Here is a 24,954-nt window from a genome sequence, read left to right as displayed (position 1 = left end):
AACAAGAGGCGATCCCAATGCTTCACGGTGACATTTCCTCCAGCAACGATACGGTCGGCGTCGCGGTCGTCAATTACAAAATGCCGCGTCTGCATACCAAGGCCGAGGTGCTCGACAACGCCCGCAAGATCGCCGACATGGTCGTCGGCATGAAGCTCGGTCTTCCGGGCATGGATCTCGTGATCTTCCCGGAATATTCCACCCACGGCATCATGTACGACTCCAAGGAGATGTACGAGACCGCCTCGCAGGTTCCGGGTGACGAGACGGAAATCTTTGCTGAAGCTTGCCGCAAGGCCAAGGTGTGGGGCGTGTTCTCGCTGACCGGCGAGCGCCACGAGGAGCACCCGCGCAAGGCGCCGTACAACACCTTGATCCTGATGAACGACAAGGGCGAGATCGTCCAGAAATACCGCAAGATCATGCCGTGGGTACCGATCGAAGGCTGGTACCCAGGCAATTGCACCTATGTTTCCGAAGGCCCCAAGGGTCTGAAGGTCAGCCTGATCATCTGCGACGACGGCAACTTTCCGGAGATCTGGCGCGACTGCGCCATGAAGGGCGCCGAGCTGATCGTGCGCTGCCAGGGCTACATGTATCCCGCCAAGGAACAGCAGATCCTGATTTCCAAGGCGATGGCCTGGGCCAACAATGTCTATGTCGCGGTCGCCAACGCTGCAGGCTTCGACGGCGTCTACTCCTATTTCGGCCATTCCGCGATCATTGGCTTCGACGGCCGCACGCTCGGCGAGACCGGCGAGGAGGAATACGGCATCCAGTACGCGGGATTGTCGAAGAGCCTGATCCGCGACGCGCGTCGCAACGGCCAGTCGCAGAACCATCTCTTCAAGCTGCTGCACCGTGGCTATACCGGCATGATCAATTCCGGCGAAGGCGCGCGCGGCGTCGCGGCCTGTCCCTACGAGTTCTATGCGAAGTGGATCGCCGACCCCGAAGGGACGCGTGAGATGGTCGAGGCGATGACGCGTTCGACCGTCGGCACCGACGAATGCCCGATCGAGGGGATTCCGAACGAGGCGACGGCGAGCAATTACTAGCCGGTCAGCGTGCCACACATTCGAATGTAGTCCCGGCCCTCATGCGCAATTGCGCATCAGGAGCCGGAACCCACAATCACAAATGTGGATTGTGGCGCGGCGCTGCGGCCGCAGTTTCCTTCATATCTGACCTTCGTGGTTATGGATCTCTGCTTTCGCAGGAACGACGTTGTGGAGACATCACAGCCCGTTTCGTCTAAGATCTGCGCCTGCGACTTTTGACAAGCGAGGCGACCTTGCAAACAAGAAAATTCGGCACCAACGGCCCCGACGTCTCCGTGATCGGCCAGGGCACCTGGTATCTCGACCGCGGCGACCGCAAGGCGGCCATCGCTGCGCTGCGCCGTGGCATCGAAGCCGGTATGACCCATATCGACACCGCCGAGATGTATGGCGATGCTGAGCCGGTGATTGCCGACGCGATCGCGGGGCTGCCGCGGGAAATGCTCTTCCTGGTCTCAAAGGTGTTGCCGAGCAACGCCTCGCGCCACGGCACCATCACCGCCTGCGAGCGCTCGCTGAAGCGGCTGAAGGTCGATTATCTCGACTGCTACCTGCTGCACTGGCGCGGTTCCTATCCGTTCGAGGAGACGGTGGCGGCGTTCGAGGAACTAGTGACGAGCGGAAAGATCCGTTCCTGGGGCGTCAGCAATTTTGATTCAGATGATCTCGACGAACTCGTCGATATCGCAGGCGAGGGCAAGATCGCCTGCAACCAGGTGCTCTATCATCTGCAGGAGCGCGCGATCGAGCACGCCGTGATCCCGTGGTGCGAGAGGCATGGCGTCGCCGTCGTCGCCTATTCGCCGTTCGGCCACAATGATTTTCCATCGCCGCGCAGCAAGGGCGGCGAGGTGCTGCAGGCGATTGCCGATGCACACAAGGCGACCCCGCGCCAGGTCGCGCTGGCGTTTCTCACGCGCACGGCGTCGGTGCTCGCGATTCCAAAAGCCTCCAGCGCGGAACACGCGGCCGAGAATGCGCGGGCGGGGGACTTGAAGTTGAGCGAGGTCGAGATTGCCGCGCTCGACAAGGCTTTTCCGCGCGGCCCCAAGCCGCGGGGGTTGCCGATGCTGTAGCCTCTCCGGCGCGATCTTAAGCGCGGGCTGGTGACGATGTCTGCCGCCGGCGGCATGGCGCCGGCCATTATCATCGAGCGCGTCTGACGGACTTCAGGCGGCCGGAAACAGCAGTTCGAACGCGACACCGTTGTCGGACGGCAGGAGCCGGATCGATCCGCCGTGGCTGGTCATGATAGCCTGGACGATAGAGAGTCCCATTCCCGTGCCGCCGGTGTCGCGGCGCGTGGTGAAGAAAGCGTCGAAGATCTTCTCCCGGTTCGCTTCGGAGATCGGATCGCCATCATTGCTGACTATCATCCTGACGGATCCGTTTTCGTCGGCCGCTTCGAGCCGCACGGCCTTGGCGTTATGACGGATGGCGTTGTCGGTCAGATGCGACAGCACGATCAGCGCCTTTTCGCTGGACATGCCGATCGAGCGGTCCAGGCACCCCGTTGCGTCGATCGCGCGTGTCGGAAACCGGCTCTTCAACCCGGTAATCACCTGCGACAGCTCGGTCTGCTCATTCTGCGGCGCGGCCTCGGCGCGCGCCAGCTCGCGTAAGCGCTGGGTCATGGCTTCCAGGCGCCCGGTGTCCCCCAGAATGTTCGATATGAAATTCTTCTGCTCCATCCGGGTGAGGGTGTCTGTCTTGCTCTGCAGGGAATCCAGCAGTAGTTCGGCGGCACCCTTGATCGATGTGAGCGGCGACTTCAATTCGTGGGTAAGGTGCGCCGAGAAGGTCGCGATGTAATCCGACCGCCGCGACAATTGTTCGGCCATGTCGAGAAAACTGTGCGACAACTGGGCAAACTCGCGCGTGCCGTAATGGGCGAGGGGCCGAAATGCATCGCGATCGCCCCGGCCGATGCGCGCGGCGCGATCGACCAGCTCGCGCATCGGGCGGGTGATGGTGCGGGAGAATACCAGGCCGATAACGATGGTCGCGAAAACGACCGCAAGTGCCGCCAGAATGAACTTGCCGCGTTCCTGATAGAGGTGGTCGAAGATGTTGCTCGGGGTCCTCGACGTATAGATCACGCCTGCGACACGATTATTGACGACAACAGGCATTGCGGAGAACACGTGGACGCCGACGCCGCGGCTGATCGAGTAGATCGGAGGAGGAGGCTTGTCGGGTTTGCGAATCCGCAGGGCAGCCCGGTATTGTCCCTTGAGCGCTGTGGCTATCTCCTCGATATGGGCGAGCGATTGGCCGACCTCGTCGCGGCCGGCAATCACGACGCCATGGGGATCGAGGATACGGAAGCCGGCCAGCGTGACTTTCTGGGTCTCTCGGATAATCGGCGTCAGCCGCGAGCCGATCTCGACATAGGGTTGCGATGCGGGCGCGCTTGCTGGAAGTGCGTCTGGCCGCCGCCGAAGCAGGTCGGCGCCGACAGCGAGATCGAGCGCGGGTCGGATCGGCGTAAGCTGGTCTTCCCGGCCCAGGCGCGCCTCGGGCGGAATTTCGGCGCCGAGCGCAATGCCGGCGTTAAGGCGGGTTTCCACTTCTCGCGCATAGACCGCGGCAAGCACCCGGCTTTGCGCGATCAGCTCGGCCTGGGTTTGGTGAATGAGCTGGTTGTCATAGAGGCGGAAGAAGAATAGTCCGACCAGCGGCAGTGTCGCCGCAGCGGCGAGCGCGGCAAAAATGACCTGTCCTACCGACGGCCGCCATTTTTCAGACTTGCGAGGCATCATGCCTGGAGCTCGCATCGCCCGAGCTTGAAGCCGACGCCGTGAATGGTTTCGATGACATTGTCGCAGTTAACGGCGGACAGCTTGGCGCGGATATTGCGGATATGGCTGTCGATGGTGCGATCCGACACCTGGATGTTGAGCTGATAGGCGGCGCTCATGATCTGCTCGCGGCTGAAAACGAGCGTTGGCCGTGTCAGGAATGCCCTGAGGATTCCAAACTCGATAGCCGTCAGGCGCAGCGGCTTGCCCGCAAACTCGGCAATATGCTGGCCGGGATCGACGAACAACTTGCCTTGCGACAGCGTGGCAGTGGACGCCTTTGCGTCCTGCCCGCGCGAGGTGATGCGGCGCAGGATGACGTTTACCCTCGCTACGAGTTCGCGCGGGCTGAAGGGCTTGGTGACATAGTCGTCACCGCCGATCTCCAGGCCCAGTACGCGATCGATCTCGTCGTCGCGCGCGGAGAGAAACAGGATCGGAACGTCTGAGGTTTTTCTGATTTCGCGGCAGACGTCCAGGCCGTCGAATTCCGGCATGCCGATATCCAGGATGATCAGATCCGGCTTGTCGGCGGCAAAGCGGGTCAACGCTTCCTTGCCGTCGCGCGCTTCAAAGACGGTCATTCCGGCTTTCTTTAGTGCAACACGGATGACCTCGCGTATATGAAGGTCATCGTCAACGATGAGAATGCGGTGCGTCAAACGTCTCTCCCCGGCGCAATCGGCTTGCAGTCGAACTAACCTGTGGTCGAACTCTTCGGTTGGGCTTCCAGGGCACGCTGGAGGCGCCAACTCCGAAAACCCCTGGAGCGCCAGGAAGCGGTGTCTTTCGCTTGCTGTTCTACAAGGCAACTACGGCGGGAAACAAGGGCCGGATCGAACCCGCGAAGGGCGATGGCCCGGTCGATGGCAGGCAATGCCTGCGGCCCGAGGGATAGCAGATAGTTCATGTCGATCCACACTCCTCTGCCGCCCGCTTCGCGGCTATGGTTGACATTATAGTCAGCGATGATGGCGGCGAAATTCACCAGTGAACAGATGTAAAGGGTCGCCGTCAGGGTGATGAGGTTGGCGCGGATCAGCCAATCATTCGAGCGGTTCAGCACGATGCGGGCGACGATGAGCACGAGGCCCACCGCGACCAGTACCATCCAGATGAAGGCCGCGACGCGCCACCAGGTCAGCAGATAAATTTGGACATAGAGATCGAGGCGCAGGATCGACGACAGCACCAGCAGAACATTCTGCGCCACCCATAGATAGACCAGCGGCCGGATTACTTTCGATTGCTCGGCAGGCCCACCTGGTCTCATCGCGGCCAGAACGAAGCCTGCCGCCAGAAGCGCCGTGACAATGAGGGGATAGGCGCCTCGATGGGCGTAGGAGGCGTAGCTGATATCGGCGGGCAAGGCCACGTTGCCCCAGAGATAGATCGCATCGAGGATGGTTTGAAAGGCGAACAACAAGTTGAACAGGACCAGCGAACGCAGGATCGTCGCGACGCCGAAAAGCTCCATCCGGCCCGATCGCGGCGCCTGGTCCAGAACCGCCGCTTCGACCAAGGCGGACGAAGCCGCCATCCTGCTGCGCCACCAGACATGGATGAAGGGCCATATGGTCGACAGCGCCACAGCCCAGAACAATATCCGACCCAGGCCCAGATAAGAGGCGGCGTCGCCCGGGTTCATGAGGCGGATCCACTTCTCCAGCAATGGATTTGCCGAGACCAGCAGAAGAACGAAGATGCCGCCGAGGGCAACGGGAATGAACCAGATCGTAAGACCGGTCTTCAGTGTCGGCAGATTGAACAAGCCGATGGCGTCCCGAAAAAACCTGAAGGGGCCGACCAGAAATAGATCGCACAACGCCCCTGCCTGTTCACTGAGCTTGTACCTTTGCAGATTGGTGGTCAGCAACAGACCAACGCCGAGCGCCAGAATCATGAAGGCCAGAGAAGCCGCGTTGAATTCCTCGATAGCCGGTACAAGTCCGGGCAGGCCGGCCAGCAGCATCCGACTTCTGTTCAACGTTGCGAAATTGGCGGTGAGTGAGCCCAGAGCCAGCGCGAGCGCAAAGATGACCGCGGAAATTCCGGTTTGTTGGCCGTAGAACAACCAATCAGCCAGGGCCGCCAGCGCCACGGCAATCGCGGGTTTGACCGGGAGCGGGCTCGCCTGAGCGGAGCCTGCATCGGATGCCGGCGTGGTGAGATCGGTCATTGCTGCGCTACCCGTCTGGAGGGAAAAATTGCAAGCCAGCGCCGTCGCGGGTCGCTCGCATAACCACCACCCGTCGTTAGCTAATCTTGTGGGAACAGGCATTCGATAACCGCCGCTGAGTTGCAAGACGGACTATCTGGCGCGGTTGTGCAATTGGTTGGAGCGCCGTCTGCAAGAGTTCAGGATTTTTCTGCAGTTTCCGTGCAGGTGCGGTTATGCGCTCGCGCCGGCGAGACAAGTTTGATACGGGCAATGGTCTCGTCTGATCCCCTTGCCCAAACCCCCATCATTTTCATGCAAAGTCTCAAACGTATCGGCCTGATCCTGGTCTGGCTCGCTGGAATAGCCTTCGTTTTCGCTGCTGCGAACAAGAACGATCCCTATCTGATTTCGCTGCGGGGAGCGGGAAACATCGCTCTGGCTACTGCGAGCGTGGTTGTCGCCGTCTTGCTCATCAGGCGCGGCTATTGGAGAAGAGGCGTCGCGGGAAGGGCGCTCATACTGCTGTGGTGCCTGCCATTGCTGTCGATGTTCGGTGCGCATGCTGCGTTTGAATGGCGCAAGCAACGGGTTCTGCGGACCGATGCTGCACAGGTGCGCAGCCTTGGAAAACATTTTATCGTTGGGTACTCGTCATTCCCGGAGGTTTCAGTTCTCGCCGAGAAGGGCCTGATCTCCGGCGTCTATATCACCAAGCACAATGTCCCGGGATCGTCGGCGACGCGTCTGAAAGAGGAGATTTCGGCGGTGCAGGCAAAGCGGCGCGCTGCCGGCCTGCCGCCCCTGATCGTCGCGGCCGACCAGGAAGGCGGCATCGTATCACATCTGGCGCCGCCTTTGACCAAGCTGCCGGCGCTATCGACGCTTGCGAGCCTGGCGCCGGATGTGCGCGCCGAGAAAGCAGAGGCATTCGGGCGCACTCACGGGCAGGAACTGGCGGCGCTCGGTGTAACCCTGAATCTTGCGCCGGTGCTCGATTTGCGACCTGAATTGAAGCGCAACCGGTTCGACTTCAACACTCTGATCGGCCGCCGCGCGATTTCCGATGATCCGGCGGTCGTCGCCGAGATCGCGCGAGCTTATGTGAACGACCGCGCCGCGTCACATTCCACACGCGTCGTCGACGGCATCATTCGCAAAAAATGGAGCTATCACGGCGTCATCATGACTGACGACCTCGTGATGGGAGCAATCTATCAGCGCAATGTCTGCACGGCAGTGGTCGAGGCGCTCAATGCCGGCGTCGATCTGCTGCTGGTCGCCTTCGACGGGACGCAGTTCTATCGCATCTTCACCTGCGCCATGGCGGCGTCGGCCGAAGGCAGGCTCGACGCCGCCATGTTGGGCGACAGTGAGACGCGGCTGAAAGGGGCGTTTCCTGTGGATTGAGGGGGTGCGGGTCAGGAAGGCAAGATGCCGGCGCGAACTACTTCGCGAACCGGCCTTCCTTCGGCAGCTCCGTCATTGCCCGGGTCCGGAATGCGGGCTTGTGATCCTGCTGTTTGGACCACGACACATAGTAGGCGATGCCCGTCATGATCGAAATCCCGGCGAAGCTGACCAGGACATGCAGGGCAAGCGAATTCGGGCCCGTGATCAGGACGAGATGCGCGGCAAACGAGAGAAATACCCCGGCGCAGAACACGGCCAGCCATTCCTGGCCGCACTTCATGATCGGCTGTAGCGCCTGCCATCGGAATCCGCGCCAGCTCCGCGGCACCATGTAGGTAAAGAGAAAGGCCAGCGCCAGGAAATGAAGCACCCCGTAGGGGGTAAGGTTCTCCCCATCGTTGGAAGGAAAGGCATCGCGCAGGAAATCCGGCACAATGCCAGCTTGCGGAGACCTCCCTGCAACTGTGACGACCAGCGCAAAGACCAGGTACAGCCATGCCGCCGCGCGCAGGATTGCGAGGCCCTGGAGGGTGCGTATGGCGTGCACTTGTCTGATACCGCCTAGCGCAAACCAGGCGCCGAGCACGAACAGGAGCTGCCAGCAGAACGGGTTCAGATGCCAGCGTCCGTCCGGAAACGAAGACAGATTCCAGTCGAGCAGGCGGGATGCGAAGTAGAGACCGATTGATCCGGCGATCGTGAGGTTCGGCCGCCGCATCATGCCGAACAGCACGATCGGAAAGAACGCCATCAGCACGATGAACAGTTGCAGCACGTCGAGATTGAGCGGCTTGGCCTGAAGCAGCAGGCCGTGAATCAGCGTCCGGATCGCATGGTCGACGATCCCCGTAACATTAAACTCGCCGATGAGTTCGGGGGCGCGGGACCTGCGCGCGACATATCCGATCAGTTCGATATAGATCACGAACAAAACGACGTAAGTGGCGTAAAGCTGCCACAGGCGCTTGAAAATGCGGGTCGCCGACACGACGAAACCGCGCTCCAGCATCATCTTTCCATAGAGGATCGCGGCCGTGTAGCCGCCGATAAATACAAACAGCTCGGTGGCGCCGCTGAAGCCGAAGTTGCGCATGGTCAGCAGGCTCACCGCATTGTGCGGGACATGATCCAGAAAGAGAAACCAGGCCGCGATACCAAGCAGGAGACAGAGTCGGAAATCGCGGTCGCGCTCGGCGAGCTCGGCCTTCATTGACGGATACATTTTTAGCTAAGACTTTACATGTCGGAGGAATCGAAACATGTCCGAGGAATCGAATCGCGAATCAAGTGCGATTGTCCGCACCGCCGGAATAGACTTTGCGCGAAGAATAATTAAGCAAGTTGTCGGCGATTAAAGCCCGCCCAGCAATCACAATGTTTTGAGGGAATAGCGTGACCGAACGTGATCACGCGCGCTCGTGCTTGCGCAGATCTCGGATGTGATCGAAATGGCTGGCCTGCAGATCGGCGCCCGTCGCGCCGATGTCGGGAAGGGCCGCCTCGCTCAGAATATCGGCCGTGATGTCCTCGACCGAGCAATCCGCGATTTCGTGGATGAAGCTGATATTCTTATACTCGCCCGACGCCACCCGGGAGATGACCTCGCGCCTTGTGATTTCCGGATCGACGATAGCCTCGCGACCGCGGCGGCCGTAGTCGATCATCACGACGAAATATTGCATGCTGGCGATCTGACCCCATCCCGCGCGCCGGAATCTATGAGGAAGAGTATTTCTGAAAATCGGAAATAAGTCAAACGAAAATTCCGAAAAACAGAAACTGCGGACGAGGTCAGCGAGAAGGTCACGCCTCAGCAGGAATTGTTGATTCGGAAGGCGCAAGCTGCCCTGATTACTTTTCCGACGCGCGTCCGCCGGCCGCCCTTGCTGCCTTGCGCGAGCGGGCCGCCGCCTTGTTGCGCAGTCGTTCTATCTGGCCCCTCGGCAGGGTGACGCAGATCTCGCCGATCCATTCCAGCTTTACGCCGGTGATCGGCTTGGCATTGAAGCTCGTGAGGTTGACCGACGCTGGGGATTTTCCGCGCTCGATCGTCTTCAGATAACGCTCGCCGGTCTTCAGGCGGACCGCGGCTTCCTCGCCGTAAAAGCTCGACAGCGGGTGGCGCTGCTCGCGATAGACGACGATAACATCGCCATTTTCGTACTTTGGCAGCATGGAATCGCCGGCCACCTCGAAGGCAATGGTTTCTTCCGCGATCGGGAAGGGCAGTTCGACTTCGCCGAGGCCTTCCGGCGGCACCTGCTCATGTTCCGGCTCGATCGAGGCGCCGGCGCCCACCCGACCCATGATCGGCACCGAATTCAGTTCGAGATATTCGATGATCGGCGCGATTTCCGACGCCTTGATCAACCGTATCCCGGACAGGATTTCGGAAACCGCGCCGGGGCGAACGCCCATCGCGGCGGCCAGCCCGCCCTTGGTCTTGCCCGGCTTCTCCAGGCCCCGCTCGATCAACCTGATGTCTAGCATGATCACACCTTTCCGAATTTCAGAAACAATAGCAGTTCCGATTATCAGAAATCAAGCTTGACTTTCATTTCGGAATATCAGAAATTGCCGGCGTCGGGCGGCGTTGACAAGAGCAAGGACAACAAGATGGAACTGTCGAACTGGGCGCCCGAGCACTCGGACGCGCTGCGGGAATTTCTTGCCAAAGGCATGAGCTATTCGGAGGCCGCGCGAGCGATCAATTCACGATTCAATACGTTCTACACTCGCAGTGCAGCGCTCGGGCGCGCACGGCGCCTCGGACTAGGAGCTGACGATCGCCTGCAACCGTCTATGCCCACCAAGCCGGCGAAGCTGCATGACATCGGAGAACCTCGTGCCAGCGTATCCAGGGCGTCTGCCCTTGTCTGGCCGGTACCGTTGTTTAAGGCGATCAAGCCGCTCAAGCTGCGCTGCGCGGCGATCGAGCCAAGGCATATCTCCCTGACCGAGCTGGAGAGTGGTGACTGCCGCTATCCCTATGGCGGCGATGAGGAGAGTGATGTCATTACTTTCTGCGGTCATCCGCGTCGCCCGGGTTCGGCTTACTGCACGCCGCATTTTCATTTGAGTCGCAACCCGGTCGTGCCGTCCGAACACGCGATGAGCACCGCTCTGCTGCGGATGTTGGAGACGGCATGACGAACTCTGCTGTCACATGCTTGGCCGACAGGCTGAAACGGCTGCCGCGCCGCCATCGGATCGCGCACCTGCGTGCGCTGATCGAACTTCAGCCGGGGGGCTGCGGCCGCCGGCACGAATTGTCTGAATTGCTGCGCGACGAGATATCGAGCGCATCAACCGAATAGAACTCCGGGTCGATGCCGAAATTCACTGTTTCAAGGAGCATGTCAGATGCCGAGAGCTAGACGCCGAAAGCCGTACAATCCCGCCAAGGCGCACGACCGAAGGTCGCGCGATTTGTTACGCAATGCCGAAGTCGCAACCGTCGAGGTCGACAACCCGCTGGCGTTGGAGCCGGGCGAGAAGATCGTTGCCTTGCGTTCGATTCGCAACGACCCCCTCGCTCGGTTACATTCCCACCGCCAGATCGATGAGGCGCAGTATCAGGCGGGGAGGGCGTTCCAGAGCGACTGGGAGAAGGCAGAGCGCGGCCCGCGCGCGGTCGATCCGACCCGGGAATATGTCGATGGCGGGCAGCGACGCGAACCGATCACCGAGGGTCAACGCAAGGCCGTGCTGCGGTTGAACCGTGCCGAGCGCGAACTTGGGGCGGACGGCTCGGCGCTGGTGCATGACGTCCTGGTCCAGGGAATGACGATGGAACAGGTCGGCGAGCGGAGGGGACTGCGCACCAAGCGATGGCATGACTATTTTTCAAGGCGATTGCGCGAATGCCTCGACCGGTTGGCGCTGTTGTATGGGTTCGCGACCGAGCATCCCCTTCCGGTCAAAACCCTCCCGCGCTGAAGCGCAGAGGCTGCACCACGTCATAGGCCGCCTTCCTCAACGGTACGGCATAGTCGACGGTCAAGGCGCCGAATGGCGAGGCCCAGGTTAGGCCGGCACCGACCGACGAGCGCACGACATTCTTGTTGGCGACCTGAAGCGATGCTGTCGATCCGCTGTAGCGGAATACGCTGCCGGCGTCGACGAAGGCTATGGCCCTGAGGCCGTATTCGTTGGGCACGCCGGGGATCGCGCTCTGCAGTTCGGCGGTCGTTGCCCAATAGGCGCTGCCGCCGACATTATCCATTGTGGTGCCCGGCGTCAGGTCGCGTGGGCCGAATCCGTTCGGGGCAAAGCCACGCACCATGGTCGGGCCGCCGAAGAAGTTGTTCATCAGCGGCACCTGCTGACCGCCCCAGCCGGTAACGTAGCCGCCCTGGGCACGCACCATGCCGACCAGATCGCTATTGAGCGATTTGTAATAGCGCACGTCCTCCGTGGTCTTCAGGAATTTTACGTCGCCGCCCAGTCCGGCCAGATCCTGGCTGAGCTGCGATCTGATTCCGCTGGTTGGGCTCTTTGTGTTGTCGAGCGTACTGTAGGTCGTCGTACTGCCAGGGGCGGAGACCCATGTCGGGCCGGCGGCGGCCGCCTGCCGGACGGCCAACGAAGGCATCAGGCCGGAGTTGTTCGGTGATAGCGTGATGTTCTGATTGTAGATCGAGTAGCGCCACTGCACGCCGAGCTCCTCGTTTATCGGCGTGCCCAGTTGCAGCCTCGCGCCGTAGGTGCTGCTGCCGTAGGATTGGTAGCTATTGGCGTCGTTCTGGCGAGCGAAAAGTTCGATTCCCGCGGCGACCTTGGTGCCGAGAAAATACGGTTCGGACGCGGCCAGGTTGATGCCGCGCGCATATTGGCCGTACGTGAAGGTGGCCTGCACATTCTTGCCCGTGCCGTAGAAATTTCGCTCGCCTACTTTGACCTCGACAAGCGCACCATCGACAGTCGAGTAGCCGCCAGCGATGTTGAAATCACCGGTTGCCTGGTCAACCGCCTCGACATCGAGGATGACATGATCCGGCGCCGAGCCCGGCCGGTTCGATATTTTCACCGTCTTGAAGTAGTTCAAGTTTTTCAGGCGCCGTTCGGCCCGATCTATCAATGTCTTGTTATAGGGATCGCCTTCGGCGATATCGAATTCGCGCCGGATCACGTAGTCGCGGGTCCGCGTGTTGCCGTGAATTTCGATCCGCTCGACATAGGCTCGAGGCCCCTGTTCGATCACGAAGGCAACATCGATGCGTTGCGCTGCGGCATCACGGGTGAGTCGCGGCGTCGCCTGGGCAAAGGGATAGCCGAGCTTTGCCATTTCGATCGCTAGCAGCTCGGTGGTCTTGTCCAGCGTGCTGCCGTCGAACACCGCGCCTGGATGGGCGGTGGGAAGGCCACGAAGCTTGTCGCAGTCCATTCCCGGAACGTTGCAGGCGACGCTGACTTCCCGGAAGTGATAAAGCGGGCCTTCGTCGATTGCGAAGTTCAGCGTGAACCCCTTCGCCGCCGGATCATACTCCGCCTTTGCCGATGAGATGCGGACATCGGCGTAACCCTTGCTGCGGTAGTAGAGCCGTAGCTGTTCCTGGTCTTGCGCGACGCGGTCGGGATCGTAGACGTTACCGCCGGTCAGCAAACTCAGCATATGGGTGGCGGAGGTCTTGATTACGGCACTGAGCTGTCGCTTGCCGAAGGCCTTGTTGCCCGTGAAATCGATCCGCTGTACCGGAGTCTTTGCGCCCTCCGTTACGGCATAGATCAGGTCGACCCGGCCGTTGCCGCGGTCGATGATTTGCGGATCGACGCTGACCTCGGCGCGGCCGACACGCCGGTAGGCCTCGATGATGCGGCCAACGTCGGACTGCACGGTGGCGCGTTGCAGCGAACCGCGTGGCTTCGATTCGATGGCGGCGGCGAGGTCGGCGTCCTTGACTTTCCTGTTGCCTTCGAATGCGACGCGGTCGAGTACAGGCGCTTCGGACAGATGCACGACAAGCCGATCACCGGCGCGTTCGATGGAAACTTTCTCGAACAGACCGGTTGCGATCAGTGCTTTCAGCGCCGCATCACGCGCCCCGTCATCGAAATGCCCGTCGGGGCTTGCGTGAAAGTGTGAGCGTACGGTTTCGGCGTCGACGCGGCGGTTGCCTTCGACGATGATCGTATCTTGCGATGGCGGCGCGGCTTCGGTGACGACCGGCGTCGCGAAGATCAAGCCGAGGGCGCCGGCAAGCCGGCAAACCGCCGCCCCGGATCGGAACGATCGGTTGCGCTGCGTGATGCGTGTGATCTCCACGTCCCGCCGGACTCCCAGTTAATCGGCTGAGATCGAATTGCCCGCGCGGGGCGAAAAAATGTCTGGGATAAGGTGAGTTGCGGGCGAGTCTTTCGCGACGCGCCACAATTTAGACGCCTTCTGTTAATGCCGATTTTCTCAGAATTGTCGCAATGCACGCTTCATGCTTCGCCATCGAGAGAGCCTCGGACGCTCGCGCAGGAACCGCGCAGGCGTCGACGCTCGCAGGAGCATCACATGCGATATGCCGCCTTCATTGCCGTTGCGCTCATGCTGATTCAGCCCGCGCACGCAGAGAAGGCGCCGGAGGTCGATCCGCGCGCCTCGCTCGGGGTAGTCCAGCAGTGGATCTATAACTACCGCGCCAAGCCAGACTATGCCCATGTCCCCGCAGCCGTGCGGGTGCTGTTTCACTCGCAAACATTCAAGGAGCCGGAGAACGCCGGCATTTACCTGGGCTTTATCGCCGGTGCGATTGGCTCCAACCCCGCCAAGGCCGAGCAACTCATTGCCAGTTTCTTCCCCGTTCGGTCGGAAGACGAATGGGTGATCGTCCGCGCCATCGCCTATTCGGGGCTGCCTGACTGGAGAAACGTTCTGCGCCGGGTCGCGCCACGAATGCCGGGCCGGCGGGTCATGATCGACAGCTATCTGGCGGGCAAGCTGCCGACTTTGGCCGACATCCCGCTGGAAGAAGTAAAGCCCGGCATGATGGACAAGTTGCGCGGCGCCTTCACCAAGAATCCGTTTGCCAAGGACGAGCGGAAGCTGAACACGACGCTCACGTTGGCGAGCAACCAGGATTTGCTGGATACGCTGTGGGGCTACTATTTTGCGACCGGCTCGCATGCCCCGATCCAGCGCATTATCCAGATGCTGCCATGGAGCAAGAGCCGCGACACGGTCGACAAGCTGACGGTCGGAAGCATGGCGCGCTATACGTTGGCAAGCTACGCGATTCGTGATGCCAGCTTGCGCGAGTACCTCCGCAGCGAACTTGCAAGGCAACCGGCGGCAGTCAAGGCACCGCTGGCCGAAGTAGTTGAGGCGGCGGACACGGTGCAGATCGCTGCTCTCCGCAAGGATGCGCTGGCCGCCGTGGATGAACTCAAGACCAAGGGCTCCGATAGCCGCCGCGATCTCAGCTTCTGGGGTCAGGTCGGCGTCGGCGCGGTCGCGCTCGGCTGCGTCTCTGCGGCTGCGTTAGGGCAGGTCGCAGTCGGCATTCCCTGCGTGATCGGAGGTTCTGCTTCGCAGGGATTGCTGTCGTTCTGGGAAAAGCAGCAGTAATCGAGGCCGGTCGCGGAAGCTCATTCCAATCCGGCGCGGCGAAAGCCTTCGAGATAGTGCTCGCGATGTCCAAGAGCCTGAAATGGCCATCGTGATCGCAACGCTGTCATTCGTGGGTTGGGTGATCGTGTTCACGAGCACCCTCCTGATCAATCATTTTGAACTGTTCGGATTGCATCAGGTCGCCAACAATCTCGTCGACCGCGACATGCTGGCACCGGTCTTCCGGACGCCGTTCTTCTACCGCTTTGTCCGGCACCCGATCTATCTCGGCTTCATCACCGCCTTCTGGGCGGCCCCGACGATGAGCGCCGGGCATCTGCTGTTCGCAGCGGTGACCACAGCCTACATCTTTATTGGTATAATGCTCGAGGAACGCGACCTCATCGGCATGTTCGGCGACGAATACCGCCGTTATCGAGAGCGCGTTTCGATGCTGTTTCCTTGGCACAAACTAACCTAACCACTTTTCAAGTGGCTGGATAGGAGACGGAGAATGATGAAGCATACTGGAAGCTGTTTTTGCGGTGTGGTTGAGATCCAGGTCACGGGCGCGCCGGAAGGAATGGGCTATTGTCATTGCAGTTCTTGTCGTTCGTGGTCCGGGGGACCCGTGAATGCGTTCACGCTGTGGAAGCCGGATGCAGTACGGATCACGGCAGGCGCGCAACATGTTTCGACGTTCGAGAAGACGCCGATGAGCCAGCGCAAGTACTGTGCGGAATGTGGCGGTCATCTGATGACAAACCACCCGACGCTTGGGCTGATCGATGTCTTTGCCGCAACCCTTCCGACGCTACCTTTCACGCCCGGCGTGCACATCAACTACGCCGAGACGGTGCTGCCAATGCGGGATGGGTTGCCCAAACTGAAAGATTTCCCGGCTGAGCTTGGCGGCTCCGGTGAAATGATTCCCGAGTAAAGGGAACGGGCTTCTGGAGAAGTGGCGACGCAGCGAACATTGTCTGCGGCGTCGGCACATCAACAAGGCGCTGCTCGACTTCCGGACCTGACCCGGGAGTGGGCAGCGTCTTTTTTGGTGCCCGGCACGTCGAGTTTGGAGCCTGCAGCTTGGACGCGAGGACGTCCCCGCGTGCTGTAAGAGCTATGTCAGCGGCAGGTCCCGCCCTGCAAAATCGGGGTTTGGCGTTGCCCATCCGGTTCCGGTAAGAAAGCCTTGAAGTCGCGGCGAAAACCTTCATTTCGCCAGGCAAAATAAACAAGAGGAAATGCTGGAAATGACTGCCAGACCGCAATTGCCGGAGCGAACGCCGCGCGCAAAGGGCGAACCGACCGCACTGGACGGTCTACTGGTCGTCGACTTCACCAGGGTCGTTGCCGGTCCGGCCTGCACGCAAACGTTGGCCGATTTCGGCGCCGAAGTTATCAAGGTCGAAAACCCAGACGGCGGCGACGATACCCGACACTATGAACACGCGGAAATCGGCGGCGAGAGCGCAGCCTTCCTCAGCCTCAACCGCAACAAGCGCGGCATCACGCTCGATTTCAACAATCCTGCGGCGCTCGAGGTCGCTCGCGAACTGATCGCGAAAGCGGATGTCGTGGTGGAGAACTTCTCCGGCGGCGTGATGAAGAAGTTCGGTCTGGACTATGCTTCCGTCGCGCCGACCAATCCGCGACTGATCTATTGCTCGATCTCGGCCTATGGCCGCAAGGGTGAGTTCGCGTTGCGTCCGGGCTTCGATCCGATTACGCAGGCCGAGAGCGGCTTCATGTCGCTAAACGGCTTTCCGGATGGCGAGCCGGTGCGGACCGGTCCGCCGATCGTCGATATGGCGACGGGTATGTCGGCATGCAACGCAATCCTGCTCGCGCTGATCGCCCGCGACCGGCTCGGCCGCGGCCAGCAGGTCGAGATCGCGCTGATTGACACCGCCGTGTCGATGACCGGTTTCTATGGCATGGCCTATCTCATCAGTGGCGCGAACCCGGGCCGTTTCGGAAATTCGCCGAACGGCTCGCCCACCGTCGGCGTCTATCAGGCATCCGATGGACCGCTTTACATGGCCTGCGCCAATGACCGGCTCTACCGCCGGCTTGTGGTGGATGTGCTTGAACGGCCGGATCTCGTCACGGATCCCGAGTTCGCCCACAGGAGAAACCGAACTGCCAACAGAGAAAAGTTGCGTGCCATCATCGCCGGTGTCTTTGCGACCGACAGTCTTGAGAACTGGATGGCGAAGATGAAGAAGGCCAACATACCGGTTGGCTATCTGCGCACGGTAGAGGAAGGATTCAACGCGCCGGAAGTGCGCGACCGTCATCGCCTCAGCCGGATCCCGCATCCGACCGCGGGCGCCGTCCCCAATATTGAAACGCCGTTGCAGATGAGCTTGACGCCAACCGTCGATCCCGTGGCGGCGCCGCTGCTGGGTGAGCATACCAGGGAGGTGCTCCAAAAGACGCTCGGATACGATGAGCGGCGTATTGCAGCTCTGACCGAGGCGGGGGCTTTCGGGAAAACGGGTAACGCGGCTTGAGCGAAGCTGATCTTCGTTCTATCCCGATGTATCTCGCAAACGAATGACATCTCTGCGTTTGCACCACGCCTAACCCATTCAAAGCGGTAGCTTTTTCCGTTCTTCTGCGGCTAATGTGCCGCCAAAGCGGGAGAGAAACATCATGAACGACGGGACCCCCATACGGTCGGCGAGAAATGTCGAGCTCGGCGCCAGCGGTGAAGAATTCCAGAATCTCCACGAATTCGTCCGGAAAGCGCGCGCTCGCCTCAACCAGAACGCATGGGACTATATCGTTGGGGCCTCCGAAACGGAGACCACCATGCGTCGCAACCGCATGGCGCTCGACGAGATTGCATTCCGGCCTCGGGTGCTGCGCAATGTCGTCGACGTCGACGCATCGACCGAGGTATTCGGCCGCCGCCTGCGTTTGCCAGTCATGATCGCGCCGGTCGGCGCGCTCGAGATTTTCGATCCCGATTCAGGCGCCGCGGTCGCGCGCGGAGCAGGGCAGTTCGGCGCCGCTCACATGTTGAGCTCGGTATCCGAGCCGGGGCTGGAAGCGACGGCCAAAGCCGCACCCGGCGCATTGCGTATCTATCAGCTCTATGTCCGCGGCGACGACGCCTTTGTTGAAGACGTTGTCAGCCGTTCTATCGAGAATGGTTATTCCGCCTTTTGCCTGACGGTTGACACCGCCCACTACAGCCGGCGCGAGCGCGATATCGCCAAACGGTATGTCCGCGAAAGCCGTATCCGGGCCACCGGCGGCGACTTCCAGAAAGGGCTGGAATGGCGCACGGTGAAGCTGATCAAGGACAAGTATAAAATTCCGCTGGTGATCAAGGGCATCGCCACCGCGGAAGACGCAGCCATCGCGCTCGATCATGGCGTGGACTGGATCTATGTGTCGAACCATGGCGGACGCCAGCTCGACCACGGACGCGGCGCGATGCACGTCTTGCCGGAAATCGTCAACGCGGTTGCCGGTCGCGCCAGGATCATGGTTGACGGGTCGTTCTGCCGCGGTACCGACATCGTAAAGGCGATTGCCTCCGGCGCCGATCTGGTCGGCATCGGCCGTCTGCAATGCTGGGCACTCGCGGCTGCAGGCGAGGCCGGCATCGTGCGAATGCTTGAATTGCTGGAGGACGAAGTGATCCGCTGCCTCGGGCTGCTCGGCGTCACCCGCTTGGGCGAGCTCGACAAGTCCTATCTGCATGCAGCTACGGCGACCAATCCCCCCAGTGTGTTCAGCGCTTTTCCGTTGCTGGATATCGAGCCCTACCGCTATTGAGGAGCCGAAAGCTGCGGCCGGTCTGGAGCGCAGATACCTCTGGTCGGCGCTGCCTTCGCGTCGTCGGGAACCTGACGTCGATTGCCGCATTATCAGGCGCGTCCAAGGGGGCGCCGCAGCCACGACAGATCTGATTCAGATGGTCCAATAGTTGGAAGCGAAGCGAATGGCAGAAGATCCTTTCGCTGAATTCAGCCTCGAGAAGGCTATCGATCTCCGCTGGACGTTGCGGGACATTCAGGCTCGCCGACTGAAACTGTCGCCGGTCAGCGACGAAGACTTGCGAACATTGACGGGTCTCGGCCTGGTCGAGGTGCGCGACGAGGGGATCGTGCTGACGCAGGCGGGGATCGCCGCGCTGAACGGCTCGTAATCAGCGCGCCTTCAGGAAGCTCTCGCCGGAGTCGCAAGGTGTGCAGCGGTAGGTCAGCACGTCGTAATTCTGGTCGCGTGGCTCGATTGTGGCGAGCCGCATCTGTGCGCCGCATTTCATGCACGGCATTTCTATGCTGGTTGGAAAGCGCGTGCAGGTCGGCGTCGGTCGAAATGTTTGCAGCATCTTATCTCCATGTCCCAAGAGAGACTTAAAATCAGAGACGCAACGCCACCGACAGCCGATCCCTAAGCCCGAATCACTATGCCACACTGTTGCCACCATTGGAATCGGGCACCGCGCCCGTACGGCTACGGGCCGCGGGGGAAGGAAATCATTCCTTCGGTATTTCTGAAGGGCCAGCCGCTTACCGGCCGCCCAGGCATATATCGGCTCGGTCCAATACGGCGCAGACGCAGCCGGGAATTATGCTAACCTGCCAACGTCGACATTGGAGAAGCGACCATGACTGAACCGAAACTCGAAGTCCCGGCCGAGCTGCGCGAGTTGGCCGAGAGAACCATCGATCAGGCAGAAAAGGCGTTCGGCATGTTCTTCGATGCCGCCGGAAAGTCCATGACGTCGATGCCGGGGGCGGGCACGGAAATTTCCAAGCAGGCGCTGTCGTTTACCGAACAGAATATGAAGGCTGCGTTCGAGCATGCCCGCAAGCTGGTCCATGCGACCGATCTCCAGGAAGCGATGCAGATCCAGTCTGAATTCCTGCGCAGCCAGTTCACCAATGCGGGCGAACATATGCGACAGATAACCGGCGGCGTCATGTCCGCCGCAAAGGATTCGACGAAGGGCAAGTTCTGAGGGGCCTGCTAGCGGCGACGTCCGATCGCGATACCGAACAAAAAGGCGACGAATAGACTGGCCAGCGGCGCTTCGCGAGTGATCGCGCTGATGGTCGAGAGCGGCATTCCCGGTTTCCGCGCCGCGGTAATCGCGTCGCTGAGACGACCGGTCGCGGTCTGCAACGCGGCGGACACTTCCGTCAGCGTGCGTGACACATCAGTCGCGGTATCAATGGCGCGTTCCGCCATGCCGGGCTGAGATGGTCCTGAGGTTTCATTCACAATTTGCAACTCACTCGATCGCTTTGGCATTCGCCGAGCGACGGCTGACGTTCCCGACAATGCGTGGCCAATACATTTGTTCCAATAGGCACCTCTGGCAGGTCGATGAGGGAACTTTCGGCATCGTCCGGATTTGATTGGAAAGAGGAAAGCAACGTGGATTTTCGGATGGCGAAAGAATTGACTGAAGATCAGTTGATCAGAAGCGGTGGCGCGCCATTGAAGGTCGCGATTGGGGTCGCCATTCTCGGCGTGCTCGGCATGCTGATCGTTGACCACGGGCCGTGGAACAAGCCGAAAGTACAGCACCCAACGATTGCCAGTTACAGTACCACCGGGGAAGCTGCACGGGCAGCCGGTGCGCAGGTCATGCCAACCGAACCGAAGCTTGAGGTGGAGCCTGAACCGCCCGTGCCAAAGCCGGTTCACCCGGCTAATCGGGCGCCGCAATAAAGCGTGCAGTTTGACGCGCCGGGCAAATCGCCGGCATAGCGGCATCATCACGGAAATTCGCAGGGCCTCCGAAAGAGCACATTAGCGCACGCTGACGAACACGCCCAGCATGCAGCCAAGCCCGCCGCCACCAATACCAGCAGCGGATTGTCACAGAACGGGCTGCCATATTGGCACATCGCCACACCCAGCGAGCCAATCTCGTGACGGCTTGCCGCATAGAACAGGCCCGACAGAATCGTGAGCATGGCAGCAACGAAAAACATCCGCCTCCTTGCGCTCAGTTGAACCGCGGGTTGCGCCATCCACGGCCAGCGATTTCGTTTCGATATTGCTGCGTTCGATTTGAGGCTGCTCCGGTACTTGACGTGTCGGGCAAATCAGGTGCACGATGACATCATCGCCGATCTCGTAGAGCCCGCGCCGCAAAACGGTGGCGGGCTTTTCACTTCATAAGAGTTTCAATCAGCCGATTTCAAATTGTCGAAGCCGTTTCGTCGAGCTTTCCGCAATCCGTTGACCACTCGAAAACGGTTTGACATGTCGGGCAAATCACCGGCATAACGTCATCATCGCGAAAATTGCCAAGCCCGCACGGAGAAATCCGTCGCGGGCTTTTTGTTTGGAATTCTCGAATCGGACGGCGGCCGCACATCGACGCCGCAACTCCCAACGCCCCCGCCCGGGCGTCACGAGCGCGCCGCCGTCCGAACCTTCCATCACACCCAATTGGCCGGCATGCGCGATGATGCCGGAAAATACCGTCTGATGATGAAGGCGAGGGATGCCGCCGCGGCAAGACCGCTGCCGCCGGTCGTGCGGCCCGGCACGTCGCGTACACCTTCGGAACGGCAGCAGGCAGATCTGCGGACGCTTAGCGCTAAACTCTCAAGCTCCGGCGACATCAAAGATGCGGTGGCGCTGTATCATGCGCGGAAGTCTGGCAGGCGCTGAGAAGTCGTGTAGACGGGAATGGTCAGGGATCTGCACAAAAAATCCTGAAATTATGCGCGCAAGGTCCAGGCGCTGTTCACGAATAATCCCCGCGGCAGCCGCAGAATTGGCTCTTCATACGATCGAGGGCCAACATGAAGAAAATCTTTCGTGCCAGAAATGTGTTTCTTGCCCTGACCGTTTCTCTGGTCGTGTGGATAGTTCAGTTCGTCTATCGCACGAATAATTTCTGCGGGCCGGGAGATCATCCCATTCAGTCAGAGGCAGATGCGATTGCCGTCGCGAAGACGAAAATGGTCAAGAATCCCTTCTTTAGTTCCGAGCGCTTCGGTAGCGCACCAGATTTTGTCGATGCGCTCGAGCGAGCAGAAAATTGCTGCAATGCCATTCGGTCCCGCAACATGCTCGGTTCGATCTTCTGGGATGTCTATCTGGGCGCAAGCATTTCCACGACACCAAACACAGGTATCTACTGGCGAGCATCGAGAAGTGCGCAGAGCCATACGGCCCTTGTTGCGATGTCGAACTGCGGCGTGATTTCCACTTCGGATTCCTACAAAGACGCGGACTACTAAGGGGAAGAAGGCATGTCTGGGAATGAAGTCAAGCTGACAAGTGGTGATCGCTGGACGTGGCAGCAATTTATCGACCATTATCGGAGCGCACAAATCTCTGGCACACCGACTCCTGTTGAGTAACGAAACTGAAGCATGAAGAAAATATTGCGCCCCAGAAATGTCTTTCTTGGTTTGATCGCACTGCTGCTGGCGCTGTGGATAGGGTTTGTAGCCGAGTTCTCGTATCGCATGAATAGTTGCGGGCCAGGGGATCGCGTCATCCAATCGGAGGTAGATGCCATTGAGGTGGCGAAAAAGAAGATCGTTAAGGATGCTCGCTTCAGTTCAAACAGATTTGGTAGCGCTCCCGACTTCGTGGATGATCTCAGTGAGATGGAAAATTGCTGCAGCGCAGTCAGAACTAGAAACTATTCCTTTGTCGTCGTCTGGGAGGTCAACCTGTTCGCTCGAACAGCCGCCAGGCCAAACCCACGTCATGCGACCGTGATGCTCTCAAACTGCGGCAGCTACATATTCGCTGAGTCAGGCATCTACGCCGATTAGGAGACAAGCAGGCTATGTCCGGAAATGAAGTCAAGCTAACGAATGGGCAGCGGTGGAGGGCGCAACAATTTCTTGATCATTACTTCGAGCCGTCCGGATCGGGAACTCCCGTCCCGGTTGCTGGACCGCCGTCACCTGTTTCGGTGGATATGTCGTGGTACATGAGCGAAGGGCCGGGAAGATTTTATCATCCTGGGATGTTTCCGATTATCGAGATGGTCGCCAACAATCGAAAGCTCGCCCCGGGGCGGTATAACTTGTTGGATTTCGTGCCACGTAGAGACCCAAGGGATCCTTCGCTGACAGCCAGAATATTGAACTACATAACGGGCTCATCTCCAGACTACAAAACGCGCGCGCTGGTGTTCGGAGACGAAAGTGCCAGGATCTCTGGTCACGTCGTCGTTAAGCCAGACCGCACCAAGACGTTCGAGAGAGTTGAAATCAAACCGTGGGATACCAATTTTGATTTCCATAACAATAATGCAGGATCTCACGTTGAACTGCCGCGCAGGATAGCAAGGGAAGTGCACGATCCCGAGAACCAAGGGGTTAGCTACAACATTGAACACCGCGGACACGGGCGGCTCGATGAGCCGGGTCCAGATCGCGGAATTGGGCGCATCTATCATCCTTTTACGGACGCGCAGTTGAGCGCGGCCGTCGAAAGGAATTTGCCTATCCCGGCAGCACGCCGCCGGGATTGTTACCGAGCTTTACCGCCGCTTCGCCACCGGCCATCAACGAACATCTTGAGTATCTGGATCGAGGGAACGGCAAGCAGCCGCAGCCTACCGTGCTGGGTGTTGGTGGTCCCGCCGCCGGCTCCGGGTCGTTTGGGAATCGAAATTCGCTTCCACGCGATGTTGGCAACTGGGTAGCTTCGCTGGCGGGCGTTGATCCTGCGGATCCGACCCGGCTGCGGCAGGGAGCGTCTATCGGCGACGATTCATCGAAACAAAGGCTTCTCCCACCCTGGGTCTTTTTCGGCTCGCCGTAGGCGCGCCGGTCACGTCTATTCCCGTCTGGCTTTCGTGATGTCTGCGAGCGTGGCTGTCGGCCGCGCCGCTTCCGTACGCGCAGCCCTCAGGCCGACGATGCTCTTTCAAATCTTCGAGCCACTGCCTGGAAATGGCGGCTTTTGTTCTAAGGGAAATTTACCGATGCAGGACAACCGCGACTTCGTCGAACGCGCCGAATCCGCCGCCGAAAAGCTCCATGGTGAGCCAATGACAACTGGAGAGATCGCGAGGAACTTCGCGCTCTACGGAGTGCAGAAACGCGCGGAAGTTCTCGAAAGATTTGACAGCGAGCTGGGAGGTGAGATCGACTCCAGTCCGCACAGTCTGCGTCGGCGCGTCCAGTTGATGGCCTTGCGCAAGAAGATGGGTACCGTTCACGAAGCGCTGCGCAAGGCCAGGCGCTAGAACGTCTGATGCGTCCTACCATCAACCCGGTGCTCGCCGCTCTGGCGCGAGCCCGGATGCAGGCTGCGCCGATGTTCGCGAAATGGTGCGAACTGCACGGCCTGTCGCCTTGTCCCGCAGCGCCGGCACATGTCGCACGCTTCGTCGTGGATTGCGCTCCGCTCGGCATCGAGCGGCTTTGGCCTGCGGTCCAGGACATATCGCGGCTGCATGTTTCGGCCGGCTTGGCCGACCCGACGCTCGGGGGCGCGGCAGCGGCGGCTATCAGCGATCTCGCCGGAATCGACCCGCCGCGCTCGTGGCCGAACGACCGCAAGCAGCGCTTCAAATCGCTGCCGTATGACCTGCAGGTCTACGTGGCAGTCCACGAAGCCCAACGCGAAAAGGCGTTACGGCGGGCGCAGAACGAGGCAGCCACCGCGAGGCACAAGCTGGCGGCATACCAGAAGAGCGAGACCCGCACGAATGAGGAAAGCAAATCCAATGAAAACGACAAGCACCCCAACGCTTGAAGAGCGCATCAAACAGATCAGGGCTGAAATTGAGGAAATCATAGACGCGCACGTAGACGCCGTGGCCAAGGAAAGCCCCGGCGTTCCGCCCGGAGTGATCCGCAATCTCGTGACGGCACGGGTGCCCGCGTGCCCCTGCGCGCAATATCTCGAGCTGGACAGCAAGGCTTGACCGGTCATTTGCTGGAAACGGAGGAATTAAGATGACTCTCTATAGATGGTCGCAGACGGCGGCAAACAACGCGACTGCCGATCCTTCGATCAACT

General features: G+C 60.1%; 30 protein-coding genes. 20 read left to right on the top strand and 10 right to left on the bottom strand.

Going from position 1 to position 24,954, the window contains the following annotated elements; translation table 11 throughout:
* Positions 1–17 precede the first annotated feature (17 nt).
* Positions 18–1,058, top strand: coding sequence for an aliphatic amidase (locus ACFXS9_RS06075; RefSeq protein ID WP_392686141.1), 1,041 nt, complete (start codon positions 18–20; stop codon positions 1,056–1,058).
* A 236-nt stretch (positions 1,059–1,294) separates the two neighbouring features.
* Positions 1,295–2,137, top strand: coding sequence for an aldo/keto reductase (locus ACFXS9_RS06070; RefSeq protein ID WP_392686138.1), 843 nt, complete (start codon positions 1,295–1,297; stop codon positions 2,135–2,137).
* Between the two features lie 93 nt (positions 2,138–2,230).
* On the opposite strand, the gene ACFXS9_RS06065 is transcribed toward ACFXS9_RS06070, so the two are convergent.
* From ACFXS9_RS06065 to ACFXS9_RS06055, 3 genes are read right to left on the bottom strand one after another with little or no spacing between them, the layout of a single operon-like run.
* Entirely contained in the window at positions 2,231–3,820 is a 1,590-nt protein-coding gene (locus ACFXS9_RS06065) for an ATP-binding protein (protein ID WP_392687288.1), read from the bottom strand.
* Positions 3,820–4,524, bottom strand: coding sequence for a response regulator transcription factor (locus ACFXS9_RS06060; RefSeq protein WP_392686135.1), 705 nt, complete (start codon positions 4,522–4,524; stop codon positions 3,820–3,822). The genes ACFXS9_RS06065 and ACFXS9_RS06060 overlap by 1 nt, the downstream gene beginning before the upstream one ends.
* A 35-nt stretch (positions 4,525–4,559) precedes the next feature.
* Positions 4,560–6,041 (bottom strand): DUF4173 domain-containing protein, encoded by a 1,482-nt coding sequence (locus tag ACFXS9_RS06055; RefSeq protein WP_392686132.1) that lies wholly within the window; start codon positions 6,039–6,041, stop codon positions 4,560–4,562.
* 294 nt (positions 6,042–6,335) lie between these two features.
* Here ACFXS9_RS06055 and ACFXS9_RS06050 point away from each other — a divergent pair, with 294 nt between their 5' ends.
* On the top strand, positions 6,336–7,430 hold the full coding sequence (locus tag ACFXS9_RS06050) for a glycoside hydrolase family 3 N-terminal domain-containing protein (protein ID WP_392686129.1): 1,095 nt from the start codon (positions 6,336–6,338) through the stop codon (positions 7,428–7,430).
* Between the two features lie 37 nt (positions 7,431–7,467).
* Here the strand turns inward: ACFXS9_RS06050 and ACFXS9_RS06045 are convergent, their stop codons facing one another.
* The 3 genes from ACFXS9_RS06045 to ACFXS9_RS06035 form a co-directional block, all read right to left on the bottom strand.
* Positions 7,468–8,643 carry an OpgC domain-containing protein gene (locus ACFXS9_RS06045; protein ID WP_392686126.1) on the bottom strand — a complete coding sequence of 392 codons (1,176 nt, stop codon included), beginning with the start codon at positions 8,641–8,643 and terminating at the stop codon, positions 7,468–7,470.
* 196 nt (positions 8,644–8,839) lie between these two features.
* Complete coding sequence (locus tag ACFXS9_RS06040) at positions 8,840–9,115, bottom strand: hypothetical protein (protein ID WP_057844512.1); 276 nt, start codon at positions 9,113–9,115, stop codon at positions 8,840–8,842.
* A gap of 169 nt (positions 9,116–9,284) precedes the next feature.
* Complete coding sequence (locus tag ACFXS9_RS06035; protein WP_392686123.1) at positions 9,285–9,923, bottom strand: helix-turn-helix transcriptional regulator; 639 nt, start codon at positions 9,921–9,923, stop codon at positions 9,285–9,287.
* 57 nt (positions 9,924–9,980) lie between these two features.
* On the opposite strand from ACFXS9_RS06035, the gene ACFXS9_RS06030 reads away from it, so the two are divergent.
* From ACFXS9_RS06030 to ACFXS9_RS06020, 3 genes are read left to right on the top strand one after another with little or no spacing between them, the layout of a single operon-like run.
* Positions 9,981–10,583, top strand: coding sequence for a GcrA family cell cycle regulator (locus ACFXS9_RS06030; RefSeq protein ID WP_392686121.1), 603 nt, complete (start codon positions 9,981–9,983; stop codon positions 10,581–10,583).
* A 20-nt stretch (positions 10,584–10,603) separates the two neighbouring features.
* Positions 10,604–10,750: a hypothetical protein gene (locus tag ACFXS9_RS06025; protein ID WP_392686118.1), complete on the top strand. Its 147-nt coding sequence runs from the start codon at positions 10,604–10,606 to the stop codon at positions 10,748–10,750.
* A 46-nt stretch (positions 10,751–10,796) separates the two neighbouring features.
* On the top strand, positions 10,797–11,372 hold the full coding sequence (locus ACFXS9_RS06020; protein ID WP_392686115.1) for a DUF6456 domain-containing protein: 576 nt from the start codon (positions 10,797–10,799) through the stop codon (positions 11,370–11,372).
* Here ACFXS9_RS06020 and bamA read toward each other — a convergent pair.
* The gene (gene bamA / locus ACFXS9_RS06015) at positions 11,353–13,698 is read right to left on the bottom strand and encodes an outer membrane protein assembly factor BamA (RefSeq protein ID WP_392686112.1); all 2,346 of its coding nucleotides are present in this window, start codon (positions 13,696–13,698) and stop codon (positions 11,353–11,355) included. The two genes, ACFXS9_RS06020 and bamA, sit on opposite strands and share 20 nt — an antisense overlap.
* A gap of 237 nt (positions 13,699–13,935) precedes the next feature.
* Between bamA and ACFXS9_RS06010 the strand changes: the two genes are divergently transcribed.
* From ACFXS9_RS06010 to ACFXS9_RS05985, 6 genes are all read left to right on the top strand, one after another.
* Positions 13,936–14,988 carry a hypothetical protein gene (locus ACFXS9_RS06010; RefSeq protein ID WP_392686109.1) on the top strand — a complete coding sequence of 351 codons (1,053 nt, stop codon included), beginning with the start codon at positions 13,936–13,938 and terminating at the stop codon, positions 14,986–14,988.
* 82 nt (positions 14,989–15,070) lie between these two features.
* Positions 15,071–15,451 carry a methyltransferase family protein gene (locus tag ACFXS9_RS06005; RefSeq protein WP_392686106.1) on the top strand — a complete coding sequence of 127 codons (381 nt, stop codon included), beginning with the start codon at positions 15,071–15,073 and terminating at the stop codon, positions 15,449–15,451.
* 36 nt (positions 15,452–15,487) lie between these two features.
* Entirely contained in the window at positions 15,488–15,910 is a 423-nt protein-coding gene (locus ACFXS9_RS06000; RefSeq protein ID WP_392687285.1) for a GFA family protein, read from the top strand.
* Positions 15,911–16,226: 316 nt separating this feature from the next.
* Positions 16,227–17,489 carry a CaiB/BaiF CoA transferase family protein gene (locus tag ACFXS9_RS05995; protein ID WP_392686104.1) on the top strand — a complete coding sequence of 421 codons (1,263 nt, stop codon included), beginning with the start codon at positions 16,227–16,229 and terminating at the stop codon, positions 17,487–17,489.
* A gap of 142 nt (positions 17,490–17,631) precedes the next feature.
* Entirely contained in the window at positions 17,632–18,765 is a 1,134-nt protein-coding gene (locus ACFXS9_RS05990) for an alpha-hydroxy acid oxidase (RefSeq protein WP_392686101.1), read from the top strand.
* 166 nt (positions 18,766–18,931) lie between these two features.
* Complete coding sequence (locus ACFXS9_RS05985; RefSeq protein ID WP_392686100.1) at positions 18,932–19,138, top strand: hypothetical protein; 207 nt, start codon at positions 18,932–18,934, stop codon at positions 19,136–19,138.
* On the opposite strand, the gene ACFXS9_RS05980 is transcribed toward ACFXS9_RS05985, so the two are convergent.
* Positions 19,139–19,324 (bottom strand): hypothetical protein, encoded by a 186-nt coding sequence (locus ACFXS9_RS05980; RefSeq protein ID WP_392686097.1) that lies wholly within the window; start codon positions 19,322–19,324, stop codon positions 19,139–19,141.
* Positions 19,325–19,603: 279 nt separating this feature from the next.
* Here ACFXS9_RS05980 and ACFXS9_RS05975 point away from each other — a divergent pair, with 279 nt between their 5' ends.
* The gene (locus ACFXS9_RS05975) at positions 19,604–19,957 is read left to right on the top strand and encodes a phasin (RefSeq protein ID WP_057844519.1); all 354 of its coding nucleotides are present in this window, start codon (positions 19,604–19,606) and stop codon (positions 19,955–19,957) included.
* An 8-nt stretch (positions 19,958–19,965) separates the two neighbouring features.
* Here the strand turns inward: ACFXS9_RS05975 and ACFXS9_RS05970 are convergent, their stop codons facing one another.
* Positions 19,966–20,187, bottom strand: coding sequence for a hypothetical protein (locus tag ACFXS9_RS05970; protein WP_392686094.1), 222 nt, complete (start codon positions 20,185–20,187; stop codon positions 19,966–19,968).
* A gap of 138 nt (positions 20,188–20,325) precedes the next feature.
* Between ACFXS9_RS05970 and ACFXS9_RS05965 the strand changes: the two genes are divergently transcribed.
* Positions 20,326–20,673, top strand: a complete 348-nt coding sequence (locus ACFXS9_RS05965) for a hypothetical protein (protein ID WP_392686092.1) — start codon at positions 20,326–20,328, stop codon at positions 20,671–20,673.
* Between the two features lie 47 nt (positions 20,674–20,720).
* Here the strand turns inward: ACFXS9_RS05965 and ACFXS9_RS05960 are convergent, their stop codons facing one another.
* Positions 20,721–20,939: a hypothetical protein gene (locus tag ACFXS9_RS05960; protein ID WP_392686090.1), complete on the bottom strand. Its 219-nt coding sequence runs from the start codon at positions 20,937–20,939 to the stop codon at positions 20,721–20,723.
* Positions 20,940–21,761: 822 nt separating this feature from the next.
* Here ACFXS9_RS05960 and ACFXS9_RS05955 point away from each other — a divergent pair.
* The 6 genes from ACFXS9_RS05955 (at position 21,762) to ACFXS9_RS05930 (ending at position 24,859) form a co-directional block, all read left to right on the top strand.
* On the top strand, positions 21,762–22,202 hold the full coding sequence (locus ACFXS9_RS05955) for a hypothetical protein (protein ID WP_392686088.1): 441 nt from the start codon (positions 21,762–21,764) through the stop codon (positions 22,200–22,202).
* Positions 22,203–22,337: 135 nt separating this feature from the next.
* Positions 22,338–22,748, top strand: coding sequence for a hypothetical protein (locus tag ACFXS9_RS05950; RefSeq protein ID WP_392686085.1), 411 nt, complete (start codon positions 22,338–22,340; stop codon positions 22,746–22,748).
* 14 nt (positions 22,749–22,762) lie between these two features.
* Positions 22,763–23,629 carry a hypothetical protein gene (locus ACFXS9_RS05945; RefSeq protein WP_392686082.1) on the top strand — a complete coding sequence of 289 codons (867 nt, stop codon included), beginning with the start codon at positions 22,763–22,765 and terminating at the stop codon, positions 23,627–23,629.
* Between the two features lie 282 nt (positions 23,630–23,911).
* Entirely contained in the window at positions 23,912–24,175 is a 264-nt protein-coding gene (locus ACFXS9_RS05940) for a hypothetical protein (RefSeq protein ID WP_392686080.1), read from the top strand.
* Between the two features lie 8 nt (positions 24,176–24,183).
* Positions 24,184–24,687, top strand: a complete 504-nt coding sequence (locus tag ACFXS9_RS05935) for a hypothetical protein (protein WP_392686077.1) — start codon at positions 24,184–24,186, stop codon at positions 24,685–24,687.
* Complete coding sequence (locus ACFXS9_RS05930) at positions 24,659–24,859, top strand: hypothetical protein (protein ID WP_392686074.1); 201 nt, start codon at positions 24,659–24,661, stop codon at positions 24,857–24,859. The genes ACFXS9_RS05935 and ACFXS9_RS05930 overlap by 29 nt, the downstream gene beginning before the upstream one ends.
* Positions 24,860–24,954 lie beyond the last annotated feature (95 nt).

Source organism: Bradyrhizobium sp. RDI18 (genome assembly GCF_043203335.1).
Taxonomy (GTDB): Bacteria; Pseudomonadota; Alphaproteobacteria; order Rhizobiales; family Xanthobacteraceae; genus Bradyrhizobium; species Bradyrhizobium retamae.
Note: the sequence above shows the minus strand (reverse complement) of the source record. Positions and strands in the feature narration are given on the sequence as shown.